The organism is Serratia quinivorans (assembly GCF_052113645.1).
Classification (GTDB): domain Bacteria; phylum Pseudomonadota; class Gammaproteobacteria; order Enterobacterales; family Enterobacteriaceae; genus Serratia; species Serratia quinivorans_B.
The window spans coordinates 157,382-180,875 of record NZ_JBIEIU010000006.1; the positions used below are offsets into that span (position 1 = coordinate 157,382).

At 54.7% G+C, this 23,494-nt stretch carries 15 protein-coding genes; 7 read left to right on the forward strand and 8 right to left on the reverse strand.

Features of this window, described 5'->3' with window-relative positions; all coding sequences use genetic code 11:
• Entirely contained in the window at positions 1 to 795 is a 795-nt protein-coding gene (ssuC, locus tag ACGS9J_RS13395; RefSeq protein WP_442231379.1) for an aliphatic sulfonate ABC transporter permease SsuC, read from the forward strand.
• The gene (ssuB, locus tag ACGS9J_RS13400; protein ID WP_442231380.1) at positions 792 to 1,568 is read left to right on the forward strand and encodes an aliphatic sulfonates ABC transporter ATP-binding protein; all 777 of its coding nucleotides are present in this window, start codon (positions 792 to 794) and stop codon (positions 1,566 to 1,568) included. The genes ssuC and ssuB overlap by 4 nt, the downstream gene beginning before the upstream one ends.
• A gap of 220 nt (positions 1,569 to 1,788) precedes the next feature.
• On the opposite strand, the gene pepN is transcribed toward ssuB, so the two are convergent.
• On the reverse strand, positions 1,789 to 4,404 hold the full coding sequence (gene pepN / locus ACGS9J_RS13405) for an aminopeptidase N (RefSeq protein ID WP_442231381.1): 2,616 nt from the start codon (positions 4,402 to 4,404) through the stop codon (positions 1,789 to 1,791).
• Between the two features lie 446 nt (positions 4,405 to 4,850).
• Between pepN and ACGS9J_RS13410 the strand changes: the two genes are divergently transcribed.
• The 5 genes from ACGS9J_RS13410 (at position 4,851) to ACGS9J_RS13430 (ending at position 12,488) form a co-directional block, all read left to right on the forward strand.
• Positions 4,851 to 6,551, forward strand: coding sequence for a GGDEF domain-containing protein (locus ACGS9J_RS13410; protein WP_442231382.1), 1,701 nt, complete (start codon positions 4,851 to 4,853; stop codon positions 6,549 to 6,551).
• Positions 6,552 to 6,806: 255 nt separating this feature from the next.
• Positions 6,807 to 8,012: a nicotinate phosphoribosyltransferase gene (gene pncB / locus ACGS9J_RS13415; protein ID WP_442231383.1), complete on the forward strand. Its 1,206-nt coding sequence runs from the start codon at positions 6,807 to 6,809 to the stop codon at positions 8,010 to 8,012.
• Positions 8,013 to 8,238: 226 nt separating this feature from the next.
• Positions 8,239 to 9,639 carry an asparagine--tRNA ligase gene (gene asnS / locus ACGS9J_RS13420; RefSeq protein ID WP_442231384.1) on the forward strand — a complete coding sequence of 467 codons (1,401 nt, stop codon included), beginning with the start codon at positions 8,239 to 8,241 and terminating at the stop codon, positions 9,637 to 9,639.
• Positions 9,640 to 9,945: 306 nt separating this feature from the next.
• Entirely contained in the window at positions 9,946 to 11,052 is a 1,107-nt protein-coding gene (ompC, locus tag ACGS9J_RS13425; protein WP_442231488.1) for a porin OmpC, read from the forward strand.
• Positions 11,053 to 11,297: 245 nt separating this feature from the next.
• The gene (locus ACGS9J_RS13430) at positions 11,298 to 12,488 is read left to right on the forward strand and encodes an amino acid aminotransferase (RefSeq protein ID WP_442231385.1); all 1,191 of its coding nucleotides are present in this window, start codon (positions 11,298 to 11,300) and stop codon (positions 12,486 to 12,488) included.
• A 219-nt stretch (positions 12,489 to 12,707) separates the two neighbouring features.
• Here the strand turns inward: ACGS9J_RS13430 and ACGS9J_RS13435 are convergent, their stop codons facing one another.
• The 7 genes from ACGS9J_RS13435 to cmoM form a co-directional block, all read right to left on the reverse strand.
• Entirely contained in the window at positions 12,708 to 13,355 is a 648-nt protein-coding gene (locus ACGS9J_RS13435; protein ID WP_442231386.1) for an MBL fold metallo-hydrolase, read from the reverse strand.
• A 66-nt stretch (positions 13,356 to 13,421) separates the two neighbouring features.
• Positions 13,422 to 13,970 carry a DUF882 domain-containing protein gene (locus tag ACGS9J_RS13440; RefSeq protein ID WP_442231387.1) on the reverse strand — a complete coding sequence of 183 codons (549 nt, stop codon included), beginning with the start codon at positions 13,968 to 13,970 and terminating at the stop codon, positions 13,422 to 13,424.
• Between the two features lie 181 nt (positions 13,971 to 14,151).
• Positions 14,152 to 15,993, reverse strand: a complete 1,842-nt coding sequence (gene ldtD / locus ACGS9J_RS13445; protein WP_442231388.1) for a L,D-transpeptidase — start codon at positions 15,991 to 15,993, stop codon at positions 14,152 to 14,154.
• 221 nt (positions 15,994 to 16,214) lie between these two features.
• Positions 16,215 to 20,663 carry a chromosome partition protein MukB gene (gene mukB / locus ACGS9J_RS13450; protein ID WP_442231389.1) on the reverse strand — a complete coding sequence of 1,483 codons (4,449 nt, stop codon included), beginning with the start codon at positions 20,661 to 20,663 and terminating at the stop codon, positions 16,215 to 16,217.
• Positions 20,660 to 21,388 (reverse strand): chromosome partition protein MukE, encoded by a 729-nt coding sequence (gene mukE / locus ACGS9J_RS13455; RefSeq protein ID WP_044549558.1) that lies wholly within the window; start codon positions 21,386 to 21,388, stop codon positions 20,660 to 20,662. Before mukE ends, mukB begins: the two co-directional genes overlap by 4 nt.
• On the reverse strand, positions 21,369 to 22,691 hold the full coding sequence (mukF, locus tag ACGS9J_RS13460; protein WP_442231390.1) for a chromosome partition protein MukF: 1,323 nt from the start codon (positions 22,689 to 22,691) through the stop codon (positions 21,369 to 21,371). Before mukF ends, mukE begins: the two co-directional genes overlap by 20 nt.
• The gene (gene cmoM, locus ACGS9J_RS13465; protein WP_442231391.1) at positions 22,688 to 23,473 is read right to left on the reverse strand and encodes a tRNA uridine 5-oxyacetic acid(34) methyltransferase CmoM; all 786 of its coding nucleotides are present in this window, start codon (positions 23,471 to 23,473) and stop codon (positions 22,688 to 22,690) included. The genes mukF and cmoM overlap by 4 nt, the downstream gene beginning before the upstream one ends.
• Positions 23,474 to 23,494: the final 21 nt, after the last annotated feature.

Below are 23,494 nucleotides of genomic sequence, written 5' to 3' on the forward strand. Positions count from 1 at the left end.
ATGGCAAACGGCACACAACGTATCTTGCACCGGTTGGCGCCCTGGGCATTGCCGGTAGCGCTGGTGGTTATCTGGCAAATTTCCGTCGAGGCCGGCTGGTTGTCGAACCGTATTCTGCCGGCACCGAGCGCGGTCGTGACGGCCTTCTGGACACTGACCAAAAGCGGCGAGTTGTGGCAACACCTGACCATCAGCAGTTGGCGCGCGCTGATCGGTTTTAGCATCGGCGGCAGCATTGGGCTGGCGCTGGGCTTTATTACCGGCCTGTCGCGTTGGGGCGAACGCTTGTTGGACAGTTCGGTGCAAATGATCCGTAACGTGCCGCATCTGGCGCTGATCCCGTTGGTGATCCTGTGGTTTGGCATCGATGAATCCGCCAAGATCTTTCTGGTGGCGTTAGGCACTCTGTTCCCCATTTATTTGAATACCTATCACGGCATCAAAAATATCGACCACGGTTTGCTTGAAATGGCGCGCAGTTACGGCCTGAGTGGTTTCCAGCTCTTTGCCCAAGTGGTTTTGCCGGGCGCTCTGCCATCGATCATGGTCGGCGTGCGTTTCGCGCTGGGCTTTATGTGGCTGACGCTGATCGTGGCCGAAACTATCTCCGCCAACTCGGGGATCGGCTATTTGGCGATGAACGCCCGTGAATTTTTGCAGACCGATGTGGTGGTGGTGGCGATTGTGCTTTATGCCCTGCTCGGCAAGCTGGCGGACGTCAGCGCACAGTTGCTGGAACGTGTCTGGTTGCGCTGGCATCCGGCCTATCAACTGAAACAAGGAGAAGCGCTATGACGACTCCCGCCCGAATTCCCCAAGGTACCCCAGTTACGCTGGAGTCCATTGCCAAGCGATACGGTAACCGCACCGTGCTGGACAATATCCAACTGCGTATCAGCGCGGGTCAGTTTGTCGCCGTGGTCGGCCGCAGCGGCTGCGGAAAAAGCACCCTGCTGCGCCTGATGGCCGGGCTGGAAAATGCCAGCAGCGGCGCGTTGCTTAGCGGAAATGCGCCCCTCGCCAGCGCCAGAGACGATACCCGTTTGATGTTTCAGGACGCTCGGCTGCTGCCATGGAAAAAGGTGATTGATAATGTGGGTCTCGGCTTGCGTGGTAACTGGCGTGCGGATGCCTTGCAAGCGCTGGAGGCCGTCGGGTTGGCCGATCGCGCCAACGAATGGCCGGCGGCATTGTCCGGAGGGCAAAAACAGCGAGTGGCATTGGCGCGTGCACTGATCCACCGCCCACGTCTGTTGCTGCTGGACGAACCTCTGGGTGCGCTTGACGCCTTGACACGGATCGAAATGCAGGGGTTGATTGAAGGTCTGTGGCAGCAGCACGGTTTCACCGTGTTGTTGGTGACACACGACGTCAGTGAGGCCATTGCGCTGGCAGATCGGGTGATCTTGATTGAGGAAGGCCGTATCGGATTGGACCTGACCGTTGATCTGCCGCGGCCACGCCGCAAAGGATCGGTCAAACTGGCAGAGCTGGAGGCCGAAGTGTTGGATCGGGTGCTGTCCCCGCCCCCGCCGTTAAACCAGGCCACACGCCGTGTAGCTAATTAAACAAGGGACGGCATGCCGTCCAGTTGAACAAAGTTCTGAATAAGAATGGGCGCCGTTGTTTAAGTGGGCGTCCCCCTCTCCAGAGGGAGAGGGAGAGGGCCGGGGTGAGGGGCTTTAACATTTCTGCTGCCTGTATCCCCTCACCCTAACCCTCTCCCAACGGAGAGGGAACAATTCACCTTAACTGACAAGCATTACAGAATGCTGTCCCTTCTTAGGTCTACGCGTCGAGCGCTTTGGTGATCTTCTCGAACAGGTCGCCGGACAGATTATCCAGCCCTTTCAACTGTTCCAGCGCTTTGCGCATCAACGCCTGACGCGAAGCATCGTAACGTTTCAGACGAATCAGTGGCTCGATCAGACGAGCGGCAATCTGTGGGTTACGCTGGTTCAAATCGCTGAGGATCTCCGCCAGGAACTGATAACCGCTGCCGTCCGCCGCATGGAACGCTGCCGGGTTGGCAGACGCAAAACCGCCGATCAATGAGCGCGTGCGGTTCGGATTGCTCAAGCTGAATGAACGGTGTTTCAGCAACCCACGAACCTGGGTCAGTACGTCCGCCGCCGGACTGGTCGCTTGCAGCACAAACCACTTGTCCATCACCAGGCCATCCTGGTGCCAGCGCTCGTCAAAGGCCGTCAACAGCGCGTCGCGGCAAGGTAATTGTGCCGCCACTGCCGCCGCCAGCGCCGCCAGCGAATCGGTCATGTTATCCGCCTGGCGATACTGCTCCGTCACCAGCCGATCGGCCAGCGCTGCGTCGCCAAAGGCCAGATAGCCCAGGCAGACGTTGCGCAGCGCGCGTTTCGCGATGTCGGCATGCTCTACCCGGTAACCGTCAGTGTTGTTGGCGTTATAAACCGCCAGCCACTCATCGGCCATTTCTTTCGCCAGACAGCGAACGATCGCTTCACGCACCGCGGCGATCGCTTCAGGATCAATGGTCGCGAACAGCTCGGCAATTTCACTTTCTGAAGGCAACGTAAGGATCTGCGCAGCCAACGCGGGATCCAGCGTCTCATCCAACAGTACGGCGCGGAACGCATCGGCAACGTGCAGCGGCAACGACAACGGCTGTTGCTGCTGATGTTTGGCAACGTTCAGTTTGATATAGGTCGCCAGCAAACTCTGCGCTGCATCCCAGCGGGCAAATTCATTGCGCGCATGCTGCATCAGGAAGGTCAATTGCTGATCGCTGTACGGATAGTCCAGTTTCACCGGTGCGGAGAACTCCCGCAGCAGGGACGGGACCGGTTTGTGCGCCACACCGTCGAACACAAAGGTCTGTTCCGCTTCGGTGACGTTCAGCACGTTATTGACGGCTGACCCGTTTCTCTGCAGGGCAATCACATTGCCTTGCGCGTCGTACAGTTCGATATCCAGCGGAATATGCAGTGGCAGTTTTTCCGGCTGATCGGCGGTCGGTGCGGTTTTTTGGCTGACGTGCAGACGATACTGCTGATGCTCGGCGTCGTATTCGTCGCGAACCGTCAACAACGGCGTACCGGATTGGCTGTACCAGCGGCGGAACAACGACAGATCGACGTTGGACGCATCCTCCATCGCCTGAACGAAATCATCGCAGGTGGCCGCACTGCCGTCGTGACGCTCGAAATACAGCTGGATCCCCTTCTGGAACTGCTCTTCTCCCAGCAGCGTATGCATCATGCGGATCACTTCAGACCCTTTTTCGTACACCGTCAGGGTGTAGAAGTTGTTCATTTCGATCACTTTGTCCGGACGAATGGCGTGCGCCATCGGGCTGGCGTCTTCGGCAAACTGCGCACCGCGCATGACGCGCACGTTATCGATACGGTTGACCGGGCGTGAACCCAAATCTGAACTGAACTCCTGATCGCGGAATACCGTCAGCCCTTCTTTCAGGCTGAGCTGGAACCAGTCGCGGCAGGTCACGCGGTTGCCGGTCCAGTTGTGGAAATATTCGTGGCCGATCACCGCTTCGATATTCAGGTAATCCTTGTCGGTGGCGGTTTCGGCTTTCGCCAGCACGTATTTGGAGTTAAAAATATTTAACCCTTTGTTCTCCATCGCCCCCATGTTGAAGAAGTCGACCGCAACGATCATATAAATGTCGAGATCGTATTCCAGTCCAAAACGGGTTTCGTCCCATTTCATCGAGTTCTTCAGCGAGGTCATCGCCCAATCGGCGCGATCCAGGTTACCGCGGTCAACGAACAACTCCAGCGCCACTTCGCGGCCGGAACGGGTAGTGAAACTGTCGCGCAGCACATCGAAGTCGCCGGCCACCAGCGCAAACAGGTAACAAGGTTTTGGGAAGGGATCTTGCCACTGCACCCAGTGACGCCCATCTTCCAGTTCGCCCTGACCTACGCGGTTGCCGTTTGACAGCAGGAACGGGTAACGCGCCTTGTCGGCCACGATGCGAGTGGTAAACCGCGCCAGCACGTCCGGGCGGTCGAGATAATAAGTAATGTGGCGGAAGCCTTCTGCCTCACATTGGGTACACAGCGCTTCACCGGACAGATACAGCCCTTCCAGCGCGGTGTTTTTCGCCGGGTGGATATCATTGACGATGGTCATGGTAAATTGTGCTGGCAATTGCTCGATAACCAGTTTGTTATCCTGCAACTGATAGGCAGTCCACGGCTGACCGTCGATCTCAATACTCACCAGCGTCAGATCTTCACCGTTCAGCACCAGTGCCGCATCGGCAGCGCCCTGGCGTTTAATCTTGCTGACGGCGGTGACGCGAGTGGTCTCTGCATCCAGCTCAAAATCCAGGTCAATGTCAGTGATGGTGTAATCTGGCGCGCGATAATCGTGGCGATACTTCGCCTGTGGCTGTTGTGTCATAAAAACCCTTTGACGTCTCAGTGAGTTACAGGTGCCAGGCTTTCATCATTGGTGTATTTCGCCATCCCAAAAACGCCGAAATTTTGATGAGCCTGATTGTAAATAAACTGTATCACAGCTACAAAAAAAACCCAGAGATGCCGGGCTGCCGGAGCGGAGAAATCGGAGGTGGATCGTAATCTTGTCGAAGAATTGCCCACGGCGTCAGGCTCCTTCACCTGATGCGGCATGATAACCAGCATTAAATGCTAAAAACCCCTCCGCCTTATCCATTTTTCCAGGCGAGAACATCGGGCGGCAAAAATACGCTCTTGCCAGAGCACACGGGGAGCCCTTCCTTGTATTGTCGCGTTTTTCAGGCAAAAAAGCCCCGCCGGGTATAGTCAAGACAGCCTGGGAGTCACAATGTATAATTAACGGATCGGGCTCAAGGACGCACAGTGCATATGAAAGTAAAATATCTGATCTATTTTTTTACCTTTGCCCTGATGTCCTCATTCGCCCTGTTTATTTCCGACGAGCTGGCGGAGGCCGAAACCGACTATCGCGACAATCAGCTTAACCTGTACAAAATTACCCGTGCCAAAGAGATTTCAGCGGCTTTTCAGGCCACGCTGTTGGCGCACCGATTAAAACGGTTGAGCCTGATCGATCCACAGATTACTGCGCAGCAGTGGCAGGATGCCGACCGCGTCGCACGAGAGAACATCGCCCGCTTTCGGCCACACATCGACAGTGAAATATCGCAGCAACTCGGCGTTCGGCAAAAAGTCGCCGCGCTTTCCATGCTCAGTCTGATGGAGCAATTGCTGAATAATGACAACCTGCAGCTTTCGCACATGACCGATGCCAATGCCAATCTGTTTAATATCAACAGCGCCTACTATATTTCTCAGGCCAGCAAAAGCTATTACCGTTACAGTTACGACAACCGCATGGTCGATGCCGACTCATTTTTATTTCTGGAAGCCATGCGCTTGAATAACCGACTGAACATGTCCGCGACCGAACTGATCGATCAGGTTATTGACGTCAATACCAATCAACTGGCGCGCAAAGACGCTTATCTGAAAGCCGTTCAACTCACCGGGGTATTAAGTGCGTTAAGCAGCCGGCTGATTTTTATGAAGCTGACCTATAACGATGTGCAAACCACCTTCCTGGTAAATGAGATCCTGGGGCAACTTTCCCCCAATAAGATCCGGTTCATTTCCGAAGGGCTGTATACCGCCATCAGTACTCATACCGCCTACCCTCCCGACCCAATTTATCAGTATGTTAAAAATCTAAGCGCTCTCTCACAACGGTTGTATCAGCGCAGTTTTGAAATGGAGATAGCGGCCTCGCAGCATAAGATTTATGACAGCCAAACCGCCATTTACGGCCTGATTTCCCTTGCCGGTCTGATCGCCCTGTTTATTTTCCTGCCAACTCTGGTTTACTGTTCGAATATCAGCCGCTGGCTGACCAAAACGCATAATAATATTTTGCGCTTGTCGCGTGGCAATATGAATATCGATCGCAACGAGGTGTTTTATGGCCAGGAATTAATGGCCATCAGCGATGCGATTAAGCAGCTCAAACAGTATCAGTTGGAAAAGGTGACGCTGGAAAACGAGAAACATCTGCTGATCAAGGAGCTGGAGGCCTCCTCGTATCTGGATCCTTTAACCAACATCTATAACCGCCGCAAATTCTTCCTCGAGTGCGAATCGCTGGCCACCGGCCGTTATCCGCTGGCCTTTTGCCTGATCGACATTGATAATTTCAAGAATATCAATGACAACTACGGTCACCATGTTGGCGACCTGGTGTTGGTGGCCTTCGGCAAGCTGCTGCAAAACACTTTCCGCTCCAGCGACATTTTCTGCCGCTATGGCGGGGAAGAATTTGCCGTGATCCTCGGTAACTGTACGCTGGAAAATGCCCGGGAAGTGATGTCGAAGCTGCGCGAGCGAACTCACCAACTCACCCTGACACTGGCCGATGGGCAAAACGTCCGCTTCACAACCAGTTGCGGTATTGCTCAGGTGCGCGATATCCGGTTGTTACCTGCGGCAATCAAACAGGCCGATGAAGCGCTCTATTTTTGCAAGAATAACGGCAAGGACCGGATCGGCATTCACACCACGGAGGGTTTTATCTGAATTGTTGTTTAAAATAATTAACATTATAATTTTTATGACTAATTAGGCTAAGTCATTCACCTTACAGGCTTATCTGGCTTTTCTGCCGGTATCCTGATGGCAAGCCGACATAAAGGCACGTTTAATCCTCGACCCGCTCCGATGAATTGTGGTGTGATGCAGCTTCAATAACAGGATAATCCGGGTATACTCCCCCCACTTTTTTATGATTATCCGGATTTGGACACGCGCCTGACGAGGATGCAGTAACGCGCTATGACTCAATACGCCTCCCCGATTTTGACATCACTGCTTGATACTGATGCTTACAAGCTTCATATGCAGCAAGCAGTGTTCCATCGCTATCCCGCTATCAGCGTGGCGGCGGAATTCCGCTGCCGTGGTGACGAGCTGCTTGGCGAATATGCCGACGAGATCCGTGCGCAAATTGCACTGATGAGTCAATTGGCGCTCACAGACGCTGAGTTCAACTATCTCTCAGGGCTACCTTTCTTCCGTGAGGATTACCTGAACTGGCTGCGCGAATTCCGCTACGATCCGCAACAGGTTCAGATCGAAAATCATGCGGGCAAGCTGCACATCCGCATTGCCGGTCCCTGGCGTGAAGTGATCATGTGGGAAGTTCCGCTGCTGGCCGTGATCAGCGAAGTGGTACACCGCCACCGCTCGCCAAATGTCACGCCGGACATGGCGGTCGCTCACCTGCGCAGCAAACTGGCGCAGTTTAAAGCCATGAGCGCCGACGTGGATATTTCCCGCTTCAAACTGATGGACTTCGGCACCCGCCGTCGCTTCTCTCAGGCGGTGCAGCAGGCGATCGTCAGCACCCTGAAAGCAGAATTTCCTTATTTGGTCGGCACCAGCAACTACGATCTGGCGCATCAGCTTGATCTCGCGCCAGTCGGTACCCAGGCTCATGAATGGTTCCAGGCGCACCAGCAGATCAGCCCGGTGCTGGCCAACAGCCAACGGGCGGCGTTGCAAGCCTGGTTGGATGAATACCCGGACCAGCTCGGCATTGCGCTGACCGACTGCATCACCATGGACGCCTTCCTGCGTGATTTCGGCCCACAGTTCGCCCAGCGTTATCAGGGCCTGCGCCATGACTCGGGCGATCCGTTTGAATGGGGCGAGAAAGCCATCGCGCATTATCAGAAGCTGGGTATCGACCCAATGAGCAAAACGCTGGTGTTCTCCGACAACCTGGAGTTGGACAAGGCGATGGCGCTCTACCGCCGTTTCCACCAGCGCGTCAATCTGGTGTTCGGTATAGGTACGCGGCTGACCTGCGATATTCCAGGGGTAAAACCGCTGAATATCGTCATCAAGCTGGTCGAATGCAAAGGCAAACCGGTGGCTAAACTCTCCGACAGCCCGGGCAAAACCATCTGTCAGGATCAGGCCTTCGTGAAAGCGTTACGCAAGGCCTTCGATTTGCCGCTGGTGAAGAAAGCAAGCTAAACCACGCTGCCCCGCCAACGCGAAAAAGCCGGCTGAATAATTCACGTCGGCTTTTTTCTTCTTTATAAGACACTTCACGCTGACTCCTTTTCGCCCAGCCTCAAGAAATGTTGCCCCAATCCGGCGATTTCTGCTTGTGCTCTGCACCGCGGCAAGTAACATAGCAACATCCCCATATTCTTGGGTTGTAAGCTATTTCTAAACCAAATTATTAAGAGAGAAATCTATGAGCGTAGTGCCTGTAGTCGACGTACTGCAAGGCCGTGCTGCGGTTGACAGTGAAGTCACCGTGCGCGGTTGGGTGCGTACCCGGAGAGATTCTAAAGCTGGTATCTCCTTCCTGGCCGTCTATGACGGTTCCTGCTTTGATCCGTTACAGGCCGTCGTTAATAATTCTCTGCCGAATTATCAGGATGAAGTGCTGCATCTGACCACCGGCTGCTCAATTGAAGTGACAGGTATTGTGGTCGCCTCCCCTGGCGAAGGGCAAAGTTTCGAACTGCAGGCGACCGCGATTAAAGTGGTTGGCTGGGTTGACGATCCGGACACCTACCCGATGGCGGCCAAACGTCACAGCATCGAATACCTGCGCGAAGTGGCGCACCTGCGTCCGCGCACCAACCTGATCGGTGCCGTTGCTCGCGTACGTCACACGCTGGCGCAGGCTATTCACCGCTTCTATCACGAAAATGGCTTCTTCTGGGTTTCCACCCCGCTGATCACCGCTTCCGATACCGAAGGCGCCGGCGAAATGTTCCGCGTTTCCACGCTGGACCTGGAAAACCTGCCGCGTACCGACAAAGGCGCTGTCGATTTCAGCCAGGACTTTTTCGGCAAAGAAGCGTTCCTGACCGTTTCCGGCCAGTTGAACGGCGAAACCTATGCCTGCGCGCTGTCGAAAATTTACACTTTCGGCCCTACTTTCCGCGCCGAGAACTCCAACACCAGCCGTCACCTGGCCGAGTTTTGGATGATCGAACCGGAAGTGGCATTTGCTGACCTCGAAGATATCGCGGAGTTGGCGGAGAAAATGCTGAAGTATGTGTTCCAGGCCGTATTGAACGAGCGTATGGATGACATGCAGTTCTTCGCCGAGCGCGTAGACAAAGATGCGATTGAGCGCCTCAAGCGTTTTGTTTCTTCTGATTTCGCGCAGGTTGATTACACCGAAGCGGTGGAAATCCTGATCGCCTCCGGCCAGACTTTCGAAAACCCGGTTTCCTGGGGCATCGATTTGTCTTCCGAGCATGAGCGCTATCTGGCCGAGAAACACTTCAAAGCGCCGGTGGTGGTGAAAAACTACCCGAAAGACATCAAAGCTTTCTATATGCGTATGAACGACGACGGCAAAACCGTTGCGGCGATGGATGTACTGGCCCCAGGTATTGGCGAGATCATCGGCGGCGCTCAGCGTGAAGAACGTCTGGACGTGCTGGATCAGCGCCTGGAAGCCATGGGCCTGAATAAAGAAGATTATTGGTGGTATCGTGACCTGCGTCGCTACGGCACCGTTCCTCACGCCGGCTTCGGTTTAGGTTTTGAGCGTTTAATCGCCTATGTCACCGGTGTGCAAAACGTGCGCGATGTGATCCCATTCCCACGTACACCACGTAATGCAACCTTTTAATTAATCAGATAATACATTTTTTAATTAATTTAGTTACAAAACCAAGGCCAGCTTAGCTGGCCTTTCGCATTTTTTAATATTGACCCGCGTCACAAAGTTTCCTGAATATTACTTTTTGTTACAAATGCTTTCATTATGATACCTCATTGCGACATTGGTAGCATTTTCGTTCTAGATTAACCCGCCCGTGAATGGAACACTGCGTGCAGACACAGGACGACACCAATCTATCAACAATAGTTCCAAAAGAATTATTGGCGGCAGTGGCAAAGGTGTCCGAATAACACCAATGAGGGTAATATAATGATGAAGCGCAACATTCTTGCAGTGGTAATCCCGGCTCTGTTAGCAGCTGGTGCAGCAAACGCTGCTGAAATCTACAACAAAGACGGCAACAAACTGGATCTGTACGGTAAAGTTGACGGTCTGCACTACTTCTCAGACGACAAAGGCAATGATGGCGATCAGACCTATGTTCGTTTCGGCTTCAAAGGTGAAACCCAGATTACTGACCAACTGACCGGTTACGGCCAGTGGGAATACAACGTTCAGGCTAACCACGACGAAGCACAAGGCACCGAAGGCACCAAGACTCGTCTGGGCTTCGCAGGTCTGAAATTTGCTGACTACGGTTCATTCGACTACGGCCGTAACTACGGCGTACTGTACGACGTGGAAGGCTGGACAGATATGCTGCCAGAGTTCGGTGGCGATACCTACACCTACACCGACAACTTCATGACTGGCCGTACCAACGGCGTTGCTACTTACCGTAACAACAACTTCTTCGGTCTGGTTGACGGTCTGAACTTCGCTGTTCAGTACCAGGGTAAGAACGAAAACGACGGTCGCGCTCTGAAGAAACAAAATGGCGACGGTTGGGGCTTGTCTTCTACCTATGACATCGGCGAAGGCGTAAGCTTCGGTGCTGCATACGCATCTTCTGACCGTACTGACAAGCAAACCAACAACTCCACTGCTGGCGGCGACAAAGCTGATGCATGGACTGTGGGCGCTAAATACGACGCTAACAACGTCTACCTGGCAGCCATGTACTCTGAAACCCGTAACATGACTCCATACGGTGATTTCGATGCAGGTATCGCTAACAAAACTCAGAACTTCGAAGTGACTGCTCAATACCAGTTCGACTTCGGTCTGCGCCCAGAAGTTTCTTACCTGCAGTCTAAAGGTAAAAACCTGGCTGGCCACACCAACCACGGTTCTAGCTTCAGCGGCGGCGATGCCGACCTGGTTAAATATGTTTCTGTTGGTACCACTTACTACTTCAACAAAAACATGTCCACCTATGTTGATTACAAAATCAACCTGCTGGACGACAACGAGTTCACTAAAGCCACTGGCACCGCTACTGACGATATCGTAGCTGTTGGTCTGGTTTACCAGTTCTAAGTTGTCTCGCTTAACGACGGTTCACCGTCAGCTAAGTTAAAAAACAGGGCTTCGGCCCTGTTTTTGTTTTTGCGCCCTCCGTAAATTTTTATCCTGCCAATGCCCCCTTCTCCCTCATTTTTTATGCTGAATCTGCGCCCTTCACAAGATCGCTGTGTTTTTCTCGCAAACGGTTGGCAAAGCGCATAACTGGCGCTACCCTGATGCTTCTGTCTGCTTAACTCCGAGCCATGGAAGCACCTGACATGTTTGAAAAAATTACTGCTGCACCTGCCGATCCTATCCTGGGTCTGACCGACATTTTCCGTGCCGACGCGCGCCCGAATAAAATCAACCTGGGCATTGGCGTGTACAAAGATGAAACCGGCAAAACACCGGTGCTGACCAGCGTTAAAAAAGCTGAGCAGTATCTGCTGGAAAATGAGACCACCAAAAACTATCTCGGCATTGAGGGCATCCCGGCTTTCGCCAGCTGCACGCAAGAGCTGCTGTTCGGCAAGCAAAGCCCCATTATCGCCGACAAGCGTGCGCGTACCGCGCAAACGCCAGGTGGCACCGGCGCCCTGCGTGTGGCAGCTGACTTCATCGCTAACCAGACCAGCGCCAAGCGCATCTGGATCAGCAACCCAAGCTGGCCAAACCATAAAAACGTGTTCGGCGCCGTTGGCCTGGAAGTACTGGAATATGCTTACTACGATGCCGCTAACCATGCGTTGGACTTCGATGGCCTGCTGAACAGCCTGAAACAGGCTCAGGCCGGTGATGTGGTTCTGTTCCATGGCTGCTGCCACAACCCGACCGGCATCGACCCAACGCCAGAGCAGTGGGCCCAGTTGGCAGAGCTGTCTGTGACTAACGGCTGGTTACCACTGTTCGACTTCGCTTACCAGGGCTTCGCGAAAGGTCTGGAGGAGGATGCTCAGGGCCTGCGTATTTTCGCCGCCAAGCATCAGGAACTGATCGTAGCCAGCTCGTACTCGAAGAACTTCGGCCTTTACAACGAACGCGTCGGCGCCTGTACTGTCGTTGCCGCTGATGCAGAGACTGCCGATCGTGCCTTCAGCCAGGTGAAAGCCGCTATTCGCGCCAACTATTCCAACCCACCGTCACACGGTGCCGCGATTGTTGCGACTATCCTGGGCGATGACGCGCTGCGTGCGCTGTGGGAGCAGGAACTGACCGACATGCGTCAACGCATTCACCGCATGCGTCAGCTGTTCGTGAACACCCTGCAGGAGAAAGGCGCTGAGCAGGACTTCGGCTTTATCATCAATCAGAACGGCATGTTCTCGTTCAGCGGGTTGACCAAAGAACAGGTGCTGCGCCTGCGTGACGAGTTTGGCGTTTACGCTGTTAACTCCGGCCGCGTTAACGTTGCGGGCATGACCCCGGACAACATGGCGCCACTGTGCGAAGCCATCGTTGCCGTACTGTAAAAGCTACGGATTCAAATAAGCAAAAGGGGCGCTCAAGGCGCCCCTTAGTTTGATGACAAACACCCGAAAAATGGGGTTTTCGGATGTTTGGGGTAATGCAGAACATCTAATTCTTTGTTTTTATTAGTGCACAGTTCCTGATGTTAACTACAAGGAACTTTGTCAGCTATCTGAGGGGCGCTCAAGGCGCCCCTTCGTTATTTCTGCCGGGAAATAACCTTACCAGATGGCGGGTTCTTCTCGCAGGAACGGGTTGGTTTCACGTTCTTGACCGAAGGTCGACATCGGTCCATGGCCTGGGATAAACGCCATGTCATCGCCTTGCGGCAACAGCTTGGTGCGGATCGAGTTGATCAACGCCTGGTGATCGCCACGTGGGAAGTCGCTGCGGCCGACGCCACCGTTAAACAGCACGTCCCCCACCAGCGCTAACCGCGCCTGCTCGTTAATAAAAACGATATGGCCTGGCGTGTGGCCAGGGCAATGCAGCACGTTGAGCGTCATCTCGCCCACCTGTACGCTGTCCCCTTCTTCCAGCCATTTCGTCGGCGTCAGAGGGACACATTCTTCCAGTCCAAACATCCGGCTCTGCGCTGGCAGGCCATCCAACCAAAAAGCATCTTCCTTGTCCGGGCCGTAGATCGGCACCTGGTAGTGTTCAGCCAGCTCAGCCGCTGCACCTACGTGATCAAGATGGCCATGCGTCAGCAGGATTTGCGTGACGGTCACGCCCTGTTTTGCAATTTCGGCCTTTAACTTTTCCGCTTCGCCGCCGGGATCGACCAACGCCGCCTGTTGGGTGCTTTCACACCAGATCAGGCTGCAGTTCTGACTAAAGGCGGTAACGGGGATAATTTGGTATTTCATAAGGCTCCAACGACAACAGCGCCACACCCTGACGGGCTGGCGCGACTCACTTAGAGTGCACAGCGATTACCAGGTCCGAACCGGGCCGGTGTCGATGTGTACAAAGTTGCTACGTGGGTAATATCCTACACCACCGGCGCTCATTTTTAACGCCGCTTTGCGGATATTACTCAATTGGATGCCTTCAATATGGAAGTCCATCGCCTGGCCCTTGGTGTGATAGCTGTGCTTGGCCACACCGCGGCTGCGTCCACGCAGTTCATTGTTGGTGTCCAGCGAACGATAACCTGAAACCAGCTGTACCGGTTTGTTGGTGCCCAGCAGACCTTGCAGACGATAGAGATGATCAAACAGTCGAGGATCGATCGACTTGATCTTATTGGCGCGATAATCACGGAAGAGATGATTAAGACGGACTAATTCGTCTTTATTATATCCCTTACCGTCAAAGAATTCGGCTTTCAACGATTCACCCGTATGCAGGTTATTTACAACCAGAATACGCGGGCGCGAAGTAGAAAGACTGGCAAAGGCTTGCCCTGGGAGCAGCGCAATGCCCATAGCGGCGCTACCTAACGCCAGCCATTTACGGCGATGATGATCAATTTTGTCCATGTTTCTGTTAAACCCGGCAAGAATATCAAAATATATGCACAAAACAGCGCACTGCCCGAACCATAACCGCCCACACTGGCTGAGTCAACCCGTGATATCACGCGGTTTGCAGGCACTCAACGAATGAGTGCCTGCACCATGGCCCGATATTCTGACCGTTATTTATTTATAATTACTGCATTTATTGCATTAATTTTTCGGCTTGAGCCAAAATTTGTGCGCCCGATCTCACCGTATCATCATAATTGTAAATATCTGTACGGAATTGTGGCTTACCGTCATCAGAAACCCAGGCGGTTAAATAATACAATTTAACCGGAATATGCTGGCGGATATTTACGTAAGTGGTATTTCCCTGTTTCAGGGTGGAAGAAACGCGGGTATTGTTCCAGCCCGCATCCTGCAACAGCATATTCGCCAAATCCGATGCCTTGTTGACACGCACACAACCCGAGCTCAGGGCGCGAATATCTTTCTGGAACAGATTGTGGTTAGGCGTATCGTGCAGGTAGATGGCGTCCGAACTCGGCATGTTGAATTTAAAACGCCCCAGCGAGTTAGTCGCCCCCGGAGCCTGACGGATCCGATACGGGAAGTTACGGGCCGACACCATGTTCCAATCGATCATCGCCGGGTTAATCACCTCGGCATCGTTACTCCAGCCGGACAGCACGGTATATCCGTGTTTTTGGAAGTAACTGCCGTCACGCATCGCCTTCGGCACGATATCCTCGCGCACCAGCGTGGTCGGTACGTTCCACGGCGGGTTGACCACCACATTGTTCAGAGCACTGTTCATCAACGGCGTCTTGCGGCTGGGCCGCCCAACGATCACCCGTGAGGAAAGCACTTCATTGCCGTTCAGATAGTAGGTCAACGAGTAGTTGGGAATGTTGACCATAATGCCGGTATCGACACGGCCGGGAAGAATGCGTAAGCGTTGAATATTCAGCGCCAACAGCGAGGCACGCATTTGCGGTGTCACGTTAAGCCATTCGCGGGTACGTACGCCGATCACGCCATCCGCACTCAGTCCCTGCCATTTCTGGAAGCGCTTAACGCCCTCTACCAAATCGTTGGTATAGCGATTATCCGTGACAGCCACCGGGTTTTCCGGCTGCTGCGTAAACGGCGATTGTGGTGACGGCGCGAGATCTTTTACCGGAGCAGCTGCCGGGCTGACGACAGCGCCCTGACTTTCGCGATTTTTCTCTTCATCTACCGATAGGCCGCCATCGTCGGGCTCATTACGCGAACCGGTCAATACCGCAGGCGGGTCTTGTGCTTCCACTGGCGCAGCAGAGGTGGTCAACATGCCGTTACGCGCCAGGATCTCACGCAAGGCCGGAATGTCATTACTCAATTGATCGGGGCGCAGGCTCGGCCCATTTGCCATCTGTGGCCACGGGCGGCTGTCAGCCAGCATATCGCGCAGTGCCTGATGCATCTTGGCGTATTGCGGGTGCTGAGGCGCCAGCGAGGTGACATACGCCAGAGTCTTGCCCTGACGCACCGCCAACTGCCACTGGTTAATCACCGTATTGGCCGGCAGACCGAGCTTGTAGGGAATGTTGCTGTACAGCCAACTGTTACCATTGGCGCCAATAGACGAAACGAATTGCAAATAACCTAACATCGCATCAGACAGAACGATATCGCGTGCCACACCAGTAATGGACGGATTAGTCAGTAATCTCACCCATTGGGTAAACTGCGGTTGCACGCCGGAAATCGCCAATTCAGCCAGCTGCTGTTGAAATTGCTGGACCGCTTCGCGATCCTGCCACATCAATTGCATCCGGTTCGCTGCGTACAGAGGAGCTAGCGTTGAAAGATAATGCGGTGTCACACCTTTTGGCAATGCAGCGAGCAATTCCGAACGACTTTGCGCTACTGACATGCCGGATGACGCCACCGGAAAAGCAGGAACGGTTGCCCATACGGGTAACGACGACGCAAGACCACATGCAATTGCGCAACTCAACGCCAAGCGTCGTACCTTGTTTCCATTTCTAAGCAACATCCATTGCCCCCTGTATACTCACAAAAAAATACAACCAAGACAGCCTAGTTTCATTATACGAACAGAAAATCTATTTTGCCCTTTGGCGCTTATAAATAACTGTAATTCATTAAGCTACCCGGTTTTAAGCGGATAAAAAAGCACGACCATCATCCACGCGCACAAAAAAATAGCCACCCCAGGGCGGCTATTTTCAGATTATTAGCGGGCTTTTTTTGCGCTTACGGCGTTTCCGCCGCAGCCACACCCAGTGCCGGCGGCTCGCTGGCGAAACCGCGCAGCCCCACTACGTGCACGTGTTCGTGGTTCTGGAACACCTTACGCACCAGCTTATATGTGGTCCCTTTTTCCGGGCTGATGTTTTCCGGCGCGGCGATGATCAACTGCATTTCCAGACGATCACACAGCTCGAACAACGTCGCGATAGATTTGGCATCCAGTCGCGCCGCTTCATCGAGGAACAACAGACGGCATGGGGAGATATCTTTTCCGCGCAGGCGGCGCGACTCTTCTTCCCAGCTTTGTACCACCATCACCAGAATTGACATCCCGGTACCGATCGCTTCACCGGTAGACAACGCGCCACTTTCGGCACGCAGCCAGCCGTCGGAGCCGCGGAACACTTCCACTTCCAGCTCCAGATAGTTACGGTAATCCAGCAGCTCTTCACCAATGGTCTGCGGCGTGCGCTGCCCCATGTCAATCTGCGGATTCAGGCGCTGATACAGCTTGGCCAGAGCTTCTGAGAAGGTCAGGCGGTTACTGTTGAACAGATCCTGATGTTGTTCTTGTTGCTCGGAAAGCACGTCCAACAGCGTTGCATGCGCTTCACGCACGTTGACGTTCAATCGCACGCTCTTCACCTGGCCGAAGGAAACCGCCTGCAAGCCCTGATTGAGCATGCGAATACGGTTCTGTTCGCGCTGGATGGTTTTGCGGATGATGTTCGCCACGCTCTTGGAGCTGATCGCCAACTTCTGCTCACGCGCGGTCAGTTCTTCGGTCAGACGGCCCAGTTCGATCTCCATCTGTTCGATAGCCTCGACCGGGTCGTCGGTGCGGATAATATCCTGACGAATTCGTTCACGCAGATGCTGATACACCGCGATATAGAACTGGATCTTGCGCTCAGGGCGCTTGGGATCTTCCGACAAACGCAGTACGTCGCGCAGGTGTTCGTTATCCGATACTGCCAGACGCAGCGCACCGAGCGCCTTATCCGACATCGAACGCAGCTCGTCACCGTCCATATAGGCCAGTTCGCGACGGTGCAGACGGCGTTCGACCCCATTGTCTTTCACCATGCGCATGACCGCACACCAGCCCGCCTTGGCGGTAACCACCTGCTCGCGCAGCTGATAATAATCGCGCTCAAGCTTACGCAGCTTCTTCTGCAGGCTGTCCATTTCCGCTTCGCAGAAGGTCAGCTGTTTTTCCAACTGGTTACGACGCGCGCGGTTGTTGCTCAACCCAGCGTGCAATTCATCACGACGTGCCCGTGCGCGAGCTTCAGCATTGGCATCCGCCTGCACACCAATGTCCACCAGCTCCTGACTCAGTTCTTTCAGCATGTCGCGCTTGGCGTCATACGAACTTTTCAACGACGCCAACACCTGGCTGTACTGCGTAAACTGGGTCTGGTACTGACGTAACTGCTCACGGGCACGGGTACGTTCCGCCTCCGCGTGCTCCAGACGTTGGCGCAGTTTGTCGTTCAAATCGTTGTTGGCATTTTGCATGCCGGCAGAATCGGTATAGCCGAAGTGCGCGCGACGCTGCACCACTTCGATCAAGGCAAACGCCTGCTGTTTAGCCTGACGCTGTACGCTCTGCGCCTGAATGTAATCCTGTTGCAACTGTTCATGTTGCTGCGGATCGCTCTGCAATACCGACAGCAGCGGCTCAAGCTTGGTCAGGGAAACACCGTGCTGCTGAATATGGCGCGCAGCATCCTGCGCCTCTTCAAGCTCTTCGCGGATTTCTTCCACGCGATCCTGCAGGGTTTCATCGTTTAACAATGAAACCAGCGGCATCAAGCGATTCAGTGCAGAGATGCCCTCTTTCGCCTGATCGTATTGCTGACGCTGCTGTTGGTTCTGCGCTTCATGGTTGTTCAGAGCGCGCTCGACTTCCCCGCGACGGGTCGTGAGACTACGGATCTCCGCTTCCGGATCGGCGTCGAACGCCACCGCCAGATGGGAGCCGATGAAACGGCTGAAGGCCTGATGCGAACGTTGGGTCTTTTGCACGTCGAATGACAGCGTAGCGTAACGCTCAGCCAATGTTTCTCGCTCGGCGTGCAGCACTTCCAGACGGTTCTCACGCGCCGCGCGACCAAACAACGGCACTTCCGGATAACGGGAGTAACGCCATTGGCGATCGGCGGTTTTCACCAGTACCGCTCTGTCTTGTTCTTCGACGGCGAATACGCTGTCATCGAACGACTGCGGATCCCCTTCGATCAGATAGAGATCTTCCGGGCAGTCTTCCAGACCTTCCAGCATCTCGCGCACCAGCGACAGATCCGGCACCACGATCGCGTGGCGCGATGGACCATACAATGCGGAGAAGTACGGCGCATCGTCGATGGTGACATCGTCGTAAATTTCGGACAGCAGCACACCGCCAAAACGTTCGGCCAGCGTAACCAGACGTTGATCTTCGGCACCGCCTGGCTGGCTGAGACGTTCGATCTGTGCTTCAACGGCACGTTTGCCGGCAGCCACTTCGTCGCGCTCAACGGTGGTTTCACGTTCGCGCTCCAGCAGTTGCTGCATGTATTCGGTGACCTGCTGGCTGCTTTCCAGCGGCTCACCACTTTGCTCGCTGAGTTGGCTCAGGGCATCCTGTGCCGCCAACCAGACTGGGGCACGGGTGGTGAGTTCGCGAATGCGCTGCTGAATTTGCTCCAGTTCCTGGCGCATTTCCATCCGACGCTCGCCAGCCTCGCTGACGCTTTGCGACAGCGATTCCAGACGCTCTTCCAGCTCTTGTTGCAGGGCGTCGAGTTCGTCCGGCTGATACTGCTGGCCATGACGTTTACAGAATTCCTGCAACAGACGCTCGGCATCCTGCTGAGAGCGCAGACGCTGTTCCAGCTCGCTCAGGCGCATGCGCAATGGCTGCACACGTTCTGCCAGGTGCTGCTGCGATGGCCAGTCGCGCAGCAATTCGCGCGCGCACTGCCAGGCTTCGCTACGGCTGACCTGGCCGGCGATTTTACCCACCAGCTGATAGGCTTGTTCAAACTGACCGTGTGCGGCATCGGCCACGCTCAGTTTCTGTTCGAGCATCAGCAGAGCTTCTGTCGCTTCCTGCTCGCGCGCCTGGAAAGTATCCAGCCACTGTTCGGCATTTTCGGCGGTCAGCTCCGGCAGTTGGCACAGTGCACGGGCACGTTCCAACGCCTGCAAGGCCTGCTGATATTGAATGGCACGGGTCTGCTGCACGTCCAGCGCTTGCTGGTAGTCGGCGAGCTGGCTTTTAAGCTCATCCACTTCCAGTTCCGCTGCCTCGGCGCGCGCTTCGTTTTCTGCCTGCTGTTCGCTGGCCTCCGCCACCACTTCGTTCTGTTCTTCCAGACGGTAGGTCAGCTCTTCCAGATCGCCTTCATAACGCTCGATCTTTTCCTGCTGACGCATCGCCGTCTGCACCAGATTGAGATGATCGCTGGCGGCCTGATAATCGGTTTCCAGATCGGATTCTGCGCCACTCTGCTCTGCCAGTTCACGCGCCATTTCCACATGGCGATACTGCTCGGCGGCCAACTGTTTGCGGCTGCCCAGCAGATCGCTGCGCAGCGCCAGCGCGCCGTCCAGATGAATACGCCGCTCATTGGCATGGCGCATATAGTCCGCCGCCACGTAGGAGGTGGCTTCCGAAATCAGATGCTTGAACAGATCACGGTCGCTTTGAGTGACGCGGATCGCTTCCAGCGTCATGCGGTTTTCACGCAGCGCCGCTTCCATGTCCTGGAATGCCTTGCGCACACCGCTGTTTTCCGGCAACAGGTAGTCGCGCAGCGAGCGGGTGATGGCGCTGGAAATACCGCCATACAACGAAGCTTCGATCAGGCGGTAGAACTTGCTGCGATCGGACGATGAACGCAAGCGTTTCGGGATCACGCCCAGATCGAACATCAATGAGTGATAGTCGGTAATGGAGTTGAACTGCTTGAACTGCACCCCTTCCATCTCTTCAACACGCTCTTTCAACTCCTGCAGTGTCAGCACGCGCGCCTGGCGCTCGCCCACCGTTTGAGTCAAAAGCTCCGTCGGCTGCACGGCCGTCGGCAGGCCTTGAATGGTGAAGGGTTTGATGTCCACTTTACGATCACGGCCGGCCACCTGCTGCAGACGTACGCCAACCACGACACGCTGATGACGCGAGTTGATCACGTCGAGGGTGGAATAACAAACCCCGGCACGCAGCTTACCGTGCAGCCCCTTGTCGCGTGAGCCACTGGTGGCGCCGGCTTCGGTGGTGTTACGAAAGTGCAACAGCGTCAAATCGGGGATCAGCGCAGTGACGAAGGCCGCCATGGTGGTGGATTTCCCTGCCCCGTTACCGCCGGACAGCGTGGTCACCAGCTCATCGAGATCAAAGGTGCGGGCGAAAAAACCGTTCCAGTTGACCAGCGTCAGCGAGCGAAATTTACCGCGTTCAATCATTCCTGTTCATCCTCTGCACTGTCCGGTGTGTTATCAAGCTGCGAATCTTCAGCATCGCTTTCATCATTCAGCGACAGGCTGTTTTCAACCGGCATGGCTTCGCCGTCACGGATCATGCGTAACTGCGCTTCACGCGGATCGTCGCCGCTGCGCACGTCGGCGCCAAAACGGAACACCGCTTCGGTGATACGGAACTTGCTGCTGTCATTGCCCATGAAATAGATCATGCCCAAACGACGCAGGCGATTCAGTGAAGTGCGTACTTTTTCATGCAGCTTCTGGCGATCGAGATCCGAGCCGGTGGAACGCTGATTAACGAACTTCAGCAATTTGGTCTCGTCCGCCAGGCTCAGCAACTCGTCGTAAAGCTCCTGATGGCTGAAAATACCCTCATGCGCCAGCCGCTCTGGGCTGAGATAGAGATAGCACAGAATTTTCCCCACCATCATGTCCAGTTCGGACAACACCGAACGCGGGATCAGGGTGGTGGAACGCGGACGCAGATAGAAGAATCCTTCCGGCGCGCGGATCAGCTCTACACTGTAGCGGGCGTAAAATTCTTCCAGTTCATCCTGGAAATCCATTAAGAAGGCGTGGTTGTCCAGCTCATCGATTCCGATGTGACGACCCGCACGCAGATGGCTGTCCAGCGCCGGGAACAGCGCGTTAGACAATGCCTTGGCCAGTTTGACTGGCATTACTTGTTCAATATTTGTCGATGACATGGGCCTGGACCTTGGCTCCGTAATCATTGATTGCCTGCCATTGTGGCGGCAACCCTGAAAAATCTGCTTCAGCCACACCAAGGCGCACTGCCTGGTCGACCACTAAACGTGCGACGTCGAAATGACGAACACGCGGATATTGCGCCAGATAATCGCGCATTACCGCCCCTAAATTGAGCGGCAGCTGTTGTTCCTGATAAATCTTCAACGCCTGCTCGATCATCGCCGCCAGTTGCTCGCGGATTTCGCTGAACTCTTCGAACTCCAGATCCGGCGGCAATTCCCCGGTCACTTCCTCGCTGCGCAACGCCAGCTCTTCGTCACGCATATCCAGCAGACGGTCGGCGTTGGCATGGGTCAGTGTCCATGGGTTGTCGAAATAGTTCTGCACCGACTGACGCAAACGCTGGGCGAATACCCGGTTCTTGTCCATGTCGATCGCGGTACGGATAAATTTGTGCACGTGACGGTCGTAGCCAATCCACAGGTCGATCGCCTGCTGACCCCAACTGATAATGCGATCGAGCTTGCTTTGCAGATCAAACACCAGCTTATCGACAAAGCCCAGCTCTGCACCGCCCAGCGTAGCATCCTGAATGCGCAACAGATTAGCCTGCAGCTTGTCGCCCGCCGCTTCCAGAGTATCCTGCAGTTCGCGCAGGGTGCCCGAGGTTTCGGACAGCAGCATCTCACAGCTGGAAATCGCCGCGCGCCAGTCCTGGTTCAACAGCGCGGCGATGTCATCTTTCACGCCCTGCTGCTGTTCATCCATCACCCGTTGGGTCATGTCGATGCTGTCGAAGATTTCCGCCACCGAATACTTCAGCGGCGCAAACACGTTGCGATGCCAGTGGAAATCATCACCGCCCTCTTCGGCGGCGTCGGCGGCGCGTTTCAGTTCCTGCGCCACAATCGACAGCTGCATCGACAGACGCAGCGTGGAGAATTCGCGCTGACGAATATAGTAATCGGTAATGCCGATCCCCAGCGGCGTCAAACGGTAAATCGCGTTACCGTCCGCCAGTTCGCTGGTAAAACGGTTTAACAGGCGCTGGCGCACCATGTCGTTAATCGCATTGTTGGCGCGGACCGCCACCGTTTCATGCGTCTGTTCAAAACCCTTGCTGACATGGCGAAATGCATCAACCAGCTCACCTTCGCTCATCTCGCCGTCCAGTCGCTCGCCGTTCAATGTGGCGATAGCGAGCAAAAACGCGAGACGCTCCGTAGGGAGCGAAATAGAGAAATCATTTTTCCGTGCCCAGGCGACCAGTTCGGGTACTGTCTGGGAAAATTCACTCATAGTTCGTCCTTCAGGTTTGGTTTATGCGCCATGACGTGAATATAGCGCCCCAAACTCACGTACGGCTCCTGCCGGCAATAGTGCTGTTCAAGCGCCAGTAACTCTTCAAATTTTTGCGTCTGTAACTGCCTGCTTTGCAGGTAATCGTGGAACACCCGCACACCGGTTTTCCCGCTGATGCGCATGCCCAATTGTTCCAGCCAGCCATATACCTGCGGCGGGCTATGCGGATATTGCGGTGACAACGAACGCTTTCTGCGTCTTCTGACTTCTGGGTCCACCAGTTGGAAATTACCCAACACCACGTTACGCATCAAGAGGCCATTGGCATTAAAGAACATCAATGACAGTGCGCCACCTGGCAGCAGGCAGTCGAACAACGCCCGCAGTGCCGCTTCAGGTTCGGCAATCCATTCAAGCACAGCATGAAACAATACCAGATCAACCGGCTGTTCCAAATGTTGGCCAATATCCTGTGCTGAACTTTGTATGAATTGCATGTTCTGGCTCACACCTTTCTGCTCAGCCAGCAACGCGGCGCGTTGGATCATCTCACCAGAAAGATCGCACAACAACACCTGATGTCCTAATTCTGCCAATTGGCAGGCCATATGGCCTTCGCCGCCGCCGGCATCCAGAATGCGCAGCGGCCGCTGCGGCAATTGGGCCAACAGCGTGGTCAGATCCTGCCAGACTACGGCCTGACGGATTTTCCCTTTGGTGGTGCCGTAAATATTACGCGCAAACTTTTCAGCAATATCGTCAAAATTGCGATCCTGCATGGACAACGGCTCCGCTGATCT